Origin of the sequence: Kamptonema animale CS-326 (assembly GCF_028330895.1) — a bacterium.
GTDB classification, from domain to species: Bacteria; Cyanobacteriota; Cyanobacteriia; order Cyanobacteriales; family Microcoleaceae; genus Kamptonema; species Kamptonema formosum.
Genome location: NZ_JAQMUA010000394.1, coordinates 1 through 8,840, shown reverse-complemented (window position 1 = coordinate 8,840; position 8,840 = coordinate 1). Strand labels below are relative to the sequence as shown.

Below are 8,840 nucleotides of genomic sequence, written 5' to 3'. Positions count from 1 at the left end.
CTCTATGCCTTATACTGCATCTACTCCTACTGACCCCAATCAACCCAATATCCGTAATGCTGACTACGGATTGCTAGATTTTGATAAACTGACACCGATGATGCAGCGGTATGTCGGTGTTAAAGAACAATATCCCCATGCGCTTCTTTTCTTTCGTGTCGGCGATTTTTTTGAGTGTTTTTTCCAAGATGCTGTTACCATTTCACGGGAATTAGAACTGGTTTGCACTAGCAAGGAAGGTGGTAAAGAAATCGGTAGAGTACCGATGACAGGTGTACCACACCACGCACTAGACCGCTACAGTGCCATGTTAGTAGAAAAAGGCTATGCGGTAGTAATTTGTGACCAAGTAGAAGATGCAGCAATTGCTGCTAAAGAAGGTCGCCAAGTTAAGCGAGAAATTACTAAAATTCTCACTCCCGGAACCTTGACAGATGATGGGATGCTTAAACCTCGTCAAAATAACTTTTTAGCAGCAGTTGTGATTGCTGGCGAACATTGGGGTTTAGCTTATACTGATATTTCTACAGGTGAATTCTTAACTGTTCAATCTACTAATTTAGAACAATTAAATCTAGAATTACTCCGCTTGCAGCCGTCAGAAATTCTAATTCCTACTCATAGCCAGAATGTAGGTACAATGCTAAGACCCGGAGAAAGATCGGAACATTTACCTGAATCTTTACCTCCTTCATTTTGCTATTCACTGCGGAAGCAACTTCCCTTCACTCTTCCAGAGGCAAAACAGAGACTTCTACAAAAATTTAAAGTGCGATCGCTGGAAGGTATGGGATGTGAAAATCTCCCTTTAGGAGTTCGCGCCGCTGGCGGTTTATTAGAATACTTAGAAGAAACTCAGAAAGAAAATTCAGTTCCTTTAGAACCTCTACACACTTATGCACTCAGTGATTTTTTAATTCTCGATCACCAAACTCGTCGCAATCTGGAAATTATCCAAACAGTCCGCGATGGCAATTTTCACGGTTCTTTATTGTGGGCAATTGATAAAACTAATACTGCAATGGGAGGTCGCGCTTTACGTCGCTGGTTCTTGCAACCGTTGTTAGATATTAAAGCTATTCGTGCTAGACATGACACTATTCAAGAATTAGTAGAAAATAATTCTTTGCGTCAAAATTTACAGCAATTATTACGCCAAATTTATGATATAGAAAGGCTGGCTGGTCGTGCGGGTTCTGGTACTGCAACTGCTAGACAATTGGTTGCTTTGGCAGATTCTTTAGAGAAATTACCACAACTAGCGAATGTAGCATTGCAGGGACGTTCCCCTTATCTTAAGGCATTACAAAATGTGCCGCCCGTGCTAGAGAACTTAGGGCAAAATATCCATGCTTATTTAGTAGATGAACCGCCTATTCATTTAAAAGAGGGTGGTTTAATCCGCCCAGGTATTAATGATGAGTTGGATCGAATGCGAGGCATGGCATCAGGGGATCAACAATGGCTGGCTAATTTAGAGGCAACGGAGAGAACGCGCACGGGAATTTCCAACTTGAAAGTTGGCTATAATAAAGCTTTTGGCTATTATATTAGTATTACAAAATCGAAAATCGATCAAGTTCCACATGATTACATTCGCAAGCAAACTCTGACTAATGAAGAGCGTTATAGCACTGAAGAATTGAAAGAAAGGGAAATAAGAATTTTAACGGCACGAGAGGATTTGAATCAGTTAGAATATGATATCTTTACGGGATTGCGCGAGTCGGTGGGAGAACAGGCGGAAGTAATTCGTAATGTTTCCCGTGCGGTGGCTGCCGCTGATGTTTTGTGCGGTTTGGCTGAAGTTGCAGTATATTATGGTTATTGTCGTCCGACTATGGTAGAAAGTCGGGAAATTAAAATTGTAGAAGGGCGGCATCCGGTGGTAGAAAAGTCTTTACCTGCGGGATTTTTTGTGCCTAATTCGGCTTTTTTAGGCAGTGAAGAATCGGTAAATAGACCTGATTTAATTATTTTAACTGGGCCGAATGCTAGCGGTAAGAGTTGTTATTTACGGCAGGTGGGTTTGATTCAGTTGATGGCACAAACGGGTAGTTTTGTACCTGCAAAATCGGCAACTTTGGGAATATGCGATCGCATTTTTACCCGTGTTGGTGCTGTGGATGATTTGGCAACTGGTCAGTCTACTTTTATGGTAGAAATGAATGAGACGGCAAATATTCTCAATCATGCTACACCTAAATCTCTAGTTTTGTTAGATGAAATTGGCAGAGGAACGGCGACTTTTGATGGTCTTTCGATTGCTTGGTCGGTGGCGGAATATCTAGCAAATGAGATTCGGGCGCGGACAATTTTTGCTACTCACTATCACGAAATGAATGAGTTAGCATCTATTTTGCCGAATGTAGCAAATTATCAGGTGACGGTGAAAGAGTTACCGGATCAAATTATCTTTTTGCACCAAGTTCAACCGGGAGGTGCGGATAAATCTTATGGGATTGAAGCCGGGAGATTGGCGGGTTTACCTCCGTCGGTAATTGAAAGGGCTCGGCAAGTTATGCGGCAAATTGAGAAGCACAGTAAGATTGCGATGGGGTTGCGGAAGGGGATTAAGAAACAGGAGAAACAGGATTTAGAGGCCGAACAATTGGATATTTTTGATAAGTAGAAGGAAGAAGGAAGAAGGAAGAAAAATTTAGTTATCTAGGAGAGAAGGAAGAATGTTTATACAGTCAGCTTTTTAGCCATCCCGATCTTATGTTTAATTAGGTAGATTTACTTAGTTGAAAGAAAATACTCGGTGATGGAAAATCGTGGCTATATAAATTTAAGTGACTAGGAGCTCCGCGAAGCAATCTTAAGGCGTTGGGATTGCTTCGCGGAGCTCGCAATGACAGTATGGAGTTTTAGCTTTTAACTCAAATATGACTTACGCACGATCGCAGTACGGTCGCCATCAATCGCGATAAAGATACCGCCAAGATGGCGGCGTTACGGATACTTTTGCGTAAGTCTTGTCAAAATTCAAAATTGAAACCTGTTTAAATCCCTTCCTCTTCAGACAAACGCTGAAGTGAAAGCGATGCAGCTTGAGATACTTGGGAATTGCTGTCTTTTTCTAAGTATTTCAGCGCAGAAACACTCTTAGGACTAGGCAAATTCCCCAAAGCTTCAGCAAGACGCTGACGGATTAGCCAATCTTCCGACTGGACAAAGCGCAAAATCGCTTCCACCGCATCCACAGCTTTGATCTCACCCAAAGCTGAAATTGCTGCTTGCTGCATGACAGCTTCTTCACTATCCAAGCCTTGGATTAGCGCGTCGCGAGCACGAGGATCTTTAAGATTACCCAAAGATACGGCGGCGCTGAAGCGCACTAACCAGTCGGTATCTTCATAAAAAGCGCGTATTAAAGCCTCAAATGCTCTAATATCCCCTAAATAGCCCAAAGCCCCAGCAGCATCGGCGCGAATGCCATAATCTGGATCGTTTGCTAGCAATTTCACCAGAATCGGATAGCATTCTTCGGTGGGTTTCACACCCAGGGCAAAGACTGCCATCGATCGCACCTGTAAATTTTCATCGTCTAACACCTTTTTTATTAAAGGTACTGCCTCTACCGCCGGAATGTGTCGGAGGTTGGCTAAAGCGATCATCCGATCGGCTGAATTTTGGCTGTCTAACTGGATTGAAATTTGGTCTATGCTTAAAGCGGTCATTATTTACCGAGCTCTTAGTAAAAATTTACATTTGGATAAGTCTATTATAGTGCTAGTCTAGGGATCGACTCAAGCAAGCGCGATCGCTACAAACAGAATCTGCAAATTTAAAAGGCATTTTTCTCAGCAACCCATCATTAACAAGAGAAGCGTTTGAGGTCAATGTAGCCGTCATCTTGGACGAGGAACTCTACTGGTTCCACGCAGAGCGATCGCCTAATTTCCCACACAGTACCTCAAATCTGGTGCTAGGACGAATTAATTTAACACTTACGCACCAGCCAGAAGTTACCAAAAATCAGGCTTCAGAGCAAACGCACCAACATCACGCGATCGGCAAATTTGAAAAAAGAGGAGAGTCTTGTCTGGTGTCCAGTTGCTCTATTCTTTTTATTTCTAAAAAAATGATAGCTGAGAGCCATGCTATATTAGTTAGGAACTAAATTTTTGTGAACGAACCACAGAGAATAGAAAGGGTGCAAATTCAGAGATGTGTGTGGTGTTCCTAACTATTTTATTACCTCTATTCTCATAACTCCTGTACTTAATATTTTCCTCTACCTACCGACACATATCAAGTTTACACCTAGAGAACGATGTAATAGTTTCCATTAATTTCTATATTTGTTAAAGCTAGTTTAAATTTTGAAAAGGACAGAGAAGAAGTCCATCTGGCTAATCCAATCTTAACAAGAGGCCCCTTAAATATGAAGAAGCTAACACCATTTCTGATCAGTGGTATCTTATTATTAGGAGTTGCCGCTTGCGACAACACTGCCAAAACAAGTGCTAACGCTCCTAATTCTACTCAGCAGGAAGATATCAAAACACCAGATACTAAGACCGTTCAGAATAACCAAGATGATGCTACTAGCGAGACTCGCAGAGCACAAGCAAATTCTGATATTCGCGCACGAGAACAACGTAACAATGTAACTGGCGGCGATGCAAAAAGAGCCGATGGCGACCTAGAGAGTGAAGTCCGTTCTAAATTAGAGGTCAACATCACGGGAGGTCAACTAACCGTTGCTGCTAAAGATGGTGCAGTTACTATATCAGGAACAGTTCCCAACGAAAAAGATCTAGGGAAGATTGAACCTTTAGCTAAAGAGATTAAAGGTGTCAACAGCGTAACTAATAAGGCAGTTGTAGCAGCCGCAGTTCCTAGCGATTCAAATCAGCCTAAATCAAACAATCAGTAGAAATCTGAATTTAGAAGTCAGAATGGATTCTTCCCAATTCTGACTTCTAAGTTCAGATTTCTAGATGCTTATCTTCTGAATTCAGGCTTTAGGAATTATTTCCCAATCTGTCGGAGGATAGATAGCAAGGTTCCCCCTAGCGACCGATGAAAATGCTAGGGAAAATAGTGAATAAAGGAATGGTAATAGCACAAATCAAAAATTGATTTTGTCGCTGTACAAATTCTATACATAACAAGCAGAGGATGTAAAAACATGGCTTTAGGTCAACAAAAGCGAGCTGTAGGAGCCTTTTCTAATTATCAAGACGCAGAATTAGCGCTTAGAGAGCTTCAAAGTACAGGCTTTCCCATGAATAAAGTTTCGGTAGTTGCACAAAATACCGACGGCGATCGCATCGATGACAACATCGCTGGAGCTACGGTTAGTAGTGGTAAAGACAAGCAAGTAGGGCGCGGCGCTAAAGCAGGTGCTACCGCCGGGGCTGTAACGGGAGGCTTGATTGGCTTAATCGGCAGCCTAACTGCGCTGAGTATTCCGGGAATCGGCCCGATAGTAGCAGGTGGTACGATCGCAGCTCTTCTGGGAGATGCTTTAGTAGGGGGTGCGATCGGTGCTGCTGCTGGCGGTTTAGTCGGTGGATTGGTAGGTTTGGGTGTTCCTGAAGAGCAAGCAAGAGTTTACAACGATCGCCTCTTAAGAGGTGAATATCTAGTATTTGTAGAAGGTACTGATGCCGAAATCGCCACAGCCCAGAGTATCTTCAGTGTACGCGGCATCCAAGACTGGGGCATCTACGACGTACCCAGCAGTCACGATCGAGACAGAGTTGCCCACCGAGACAAGCGGGCAGTAGGCGTTTTCCCCACCCGCCACGAGACAGAACAAGCGCTCAGCGAGTTGAGAAATGCTGGTTTTAACATGGACAACGTTTCTGTCATCGCCCGGGATGCCGATCGGCAAGATGACATTGCAGGCGTTGACGTACAAGATAGCGCCGGCAACAAAGCAGATTTAGGTGCAGCTAAAGGTGCCGTGACTGGCGGCGCTTTGGGCGGTTTGACAGGTTTGTTGGTGGGATTGGGTTTAGTAGCCATTCCTGGTCTTGGCCCAATTATGCTGGCTGGAGCCGGTGCAACTGCACTCGCAACTACCCTCACAGGTACGGCAATTGGTGCCACCGCTGGCGGTTTGATAGGGGCCTTAGTCGGCTTGGGAATTCCCGAAGAACGGGCTAGAGCTTATAGCGATCGCATAGCCAAGGGTGATTATTTAGTGATGGTCAAAGGAACAGACGACCAGATCGCCAGAGCCGAATCTATTCTAAGCCCGCGAGGCATTCAAGAATGGGGGATTTACGATTACCCCAGCGTAGATACAGCTCGTGCTAACTACGGCACTCCCGGTACTCCTAGCGTCGATACTACTCCTATTTACAATCGCGAGCCTGATGCGAGCACTCGCCGCTTGGGATAAGTTTGTAACAATAGCATAATTGCCCTTCCCAGGGAAAGAGCGCAATTATTAACAAAAACTAAAGCTAGAGTTGGTTATTTTTAGGAATAGCCAACTCTAGCTTTATTATTCTGCATTTGCCACCTCCTAGATCCAGATATAACTTTTTTTCTTCATCTCCTTGTCTCCTCTGGCTTGTATTTAAGCAGTTCAACATCGCAAATCTTATTGATCGAGCTCGATCGTCTGTATCCCTTGCTACTACTTGTCCTGTGCTATAGAAGTATAATTAACCATCGGGATTTACTAAAAGTATCTCTTGCCTCTAACTCCTGCTAGCGATTATCTTTAAATATGGGGCAGCTAATTTCAGCAAATAATAGGTGAAGTAGCCGATCCCCACGAGCCGAGTAGGGCCTGGGGTTGGGGGCAAATATTAGACTAATATTGCCGCCATCTGTCGAGATGCTCGCATCTCCAGCAGATGACCGCAAGACTTAGGCACATATCGGTAAGCTCACAACTATTGATGTTGCCATTGGCAAGACCTGCTAAAGTTAGGCAGTGTTCCTGGGAATGCTTCAGCTCGGCATTCGAGTACCCCAGAATCAAGCTAGTATGGCCGGGAGCGCGTCAGCGTACCTGGTGTTCTGTTAATTAGAACCACAAGCCCTCTATGGATTTAGGAGAAGGTGGCAGTAAGCACAGAAGCACAAGAATACAGGAGCTTTTTGTACAGACGCGAACCGCGTTGAGACGGCAAGAACTCCTGAGAATTTTCGCTTGTGCTTCTGTTGAATGTTTAGCACTGATAGGAAAACAGCCAAACTCTGGGTTTTCACTGCAACAATATGCAGTGATGGGAGGTGACAGTAGCTAAACAAAACCCTAAACCGCTTGATAGTCAGGAAGGCGGTAGGGATGCCCCTGGGAATACCCGATACTCTTGATTTTCTAAGGCGGCAATAGTAATCAAAAAAATTTGGGATTTTAGGAATTGGCAATTGGCTTGAGGAAGCCTTGAATTGTGATTATTTTAAGAGTTACCAGAATTGAGTTTTTAGGTAGTGATGAGCAGTGGTTGTTAAGTCTGGAATAGTTTAACTCAATCATCAAAACCGGGACTGTTTGCGAAGAAATCTGCAACCTCTTAAAAGTCTAAACTTCAAACTTCCCTTTAACCTAAGTCAATCCGAAATCATTCTACCGAAAATAGAGCTGTGCCAATATGGTGCTGCTTAGCATTAACAACTTTTCTATTTCTTTCTTTTGAACCAACTGCTGACAATTTCGGCTCGCTAACTTTTTTCTGTAACGCCGCCCTCTGGGCGGTTAGGATACCGCCTAGAAGGCAGCGTTACGTAACTAATGCGTAAGTCCTACAGAAATTTGCGGACAGCCGGGAATATCCACACATTCAGGAAAATTACTCAACTTTTTTATGAATTTCACTGAGCTTTTAAGCGCCAATGAACTGTTAGAGCGACATAGACAAGGGGAAAGAGATTTTAGAGGAGCTAACCTGATTGCCGCTAATCTAGGTGAAGCCAATCTGAATCGGACAAATCTGAGTAACTCAAATTTGAGAGGGGCTAACTTAACCAGAACTAAACTAATCGGAGCGAACTTAAGCGGAGCAGACTTAAGCGGAGCTAATTTATCTAAGGCTAAACTGATTGAAATCAATCTGGGTGGAGCTAGTTTAACTGGAACTATCTTATTAGGAGCTGACCTGAGTGGAGCCAACCTCAGCGGAGCTATTTTTTCTCAGGCTGATTTAAGTAAAGCGGTTTTGATTGGAGCGAGTCTGGTTGGAGCTTGTTTGCTCAATGGGTCGAAATTAGTAGATGCTAACTTAAGTGGGGCAACTCTAAGCCGAGCGACTGCCAATGGAGTTGATTTAAGTAGGGCGATTTTGAATAGAGCGATTTTGAGCGAAGTAGACTTGAGCGGCGCAAATTTGAGCGGCGCAACTCTGATTCGAGCTTACGCCAATCGTGGAAATCTTAGTGGTGCTAATTTGCACTCCTCAAACTTGAGCGAGGCAAGTTTGCGAGAAGCAAATTTGTGTGTTGCTAACTTAAGTGGAGCTGAGTTACAAGGAACTGACTTGAGCGCAGCTAATCTGAACGGTGCTAATTTGAGTGGAGCTGACTTGCAAGGAGCTAACTTGAGGGGAGCTAATCTCAATGGGGCAAGTTTGCACAAAGCTGATTTAAGGGCTGCTGAGTTGAATAAGGCTAATTTGCGGGGAGCCAATTTGAGCGGGGCTAATTTGTCTGGTGCTAGCTTACTAGAAGCTGATTTGCGAGGAGCGAATCTGTGTGATGCCAATCTGTCCGGTGCGGGTTTGTTATTGACATCCCTGGCGGGAGCGGACTTGACTGGAGCTAATTTATCTGAGGCTAATTTAATTGGGGCTACCTTGAATGTTGCCAACTTGAATGAGGCGTGTTTGGGCGGCGCGATTCTACCCAATGGGGCGACTCACGGTTAGGGG

The 8,840-nt window shown here is 44.0% G+C and carries 5 protein-coding genes; 4 read left to right on the top strand and 1 reads right to left on the bottom strand.

Translation table 11 applies throughout. The annotated features are described in order from the left end of the window. Nucleotides 1-4 precede the first annotated feature (4 nt). Nucleotides 5-2,632: a DNA mismatch repair protein MutS gene (gene mutS / locus PN499_RS23130; protein ID WP_272035004.1), complete on the top strand. Its 2,628-nt coding sequence runs from the start codon at nt 5-7 to the stop codon at nt 2,630-2,632. A gap of 373 nt (nt 2,633-3,005) precedes the next feature. Here mutS and PN499_RS23125 read toward each other — a convergent pair whose 3' ends face one another. Then, nucleotides 3,006-3,683, bottom strand: a complete 678-nt coding sequence (locus tag PN499_RS23125) for a HEAT repeat domain-containing protein (protein WP_272035002.1) — start codon at nt 3,681-3,683, stop codon at nt 3,006-3,008. A 707-nt stretch (nt 3,684-4,390) separates the two neighbouring features. On the opposite strand from PN499_RS23125, the gene PN499_RS23120 reads away from it, so the two are divergent. From PN499_RS23120 to PN499_RS23110, 3 genes are all read left to right on the top strand, one after another. Next, complete coding sequence (locus PN499_RS23120) at nt 4,391-4,885, top strand: BON domain-containing protein (protein ID WP_272035000.1); 495 nt, start codon at nt 4,391-4,393, stop codon at nt 4,883-4,885. 255 nt (nt 4,886-5,140) lie between these two features. Continuing rightward, on the top strand, nt 5,141-6,361 hold the full coding sequence (locus PN499_RS23115; RefSeq protein WP_272034998.1) for a general stress protein: 1,221 nt from the start codon (nt 5,141-5,143) through the stop codon (nt 6,359-6,361). Nucleotides 6,362-7,781: 1,420 nt separating this feature from the next. Next, nucleotides 7,782-8,837, top strand: a complete 1,056-nt coding sequence (locus PN499_RS23110) for a pentapeptide repeat-containing protein (RefSeq protein WP_272034997.1) — start codon at nt 7,782-7,784, stop codon at nt 8,835-8,837. Nucleotides 8,838-8,840 lie beyond the last annotated feature (3 nt).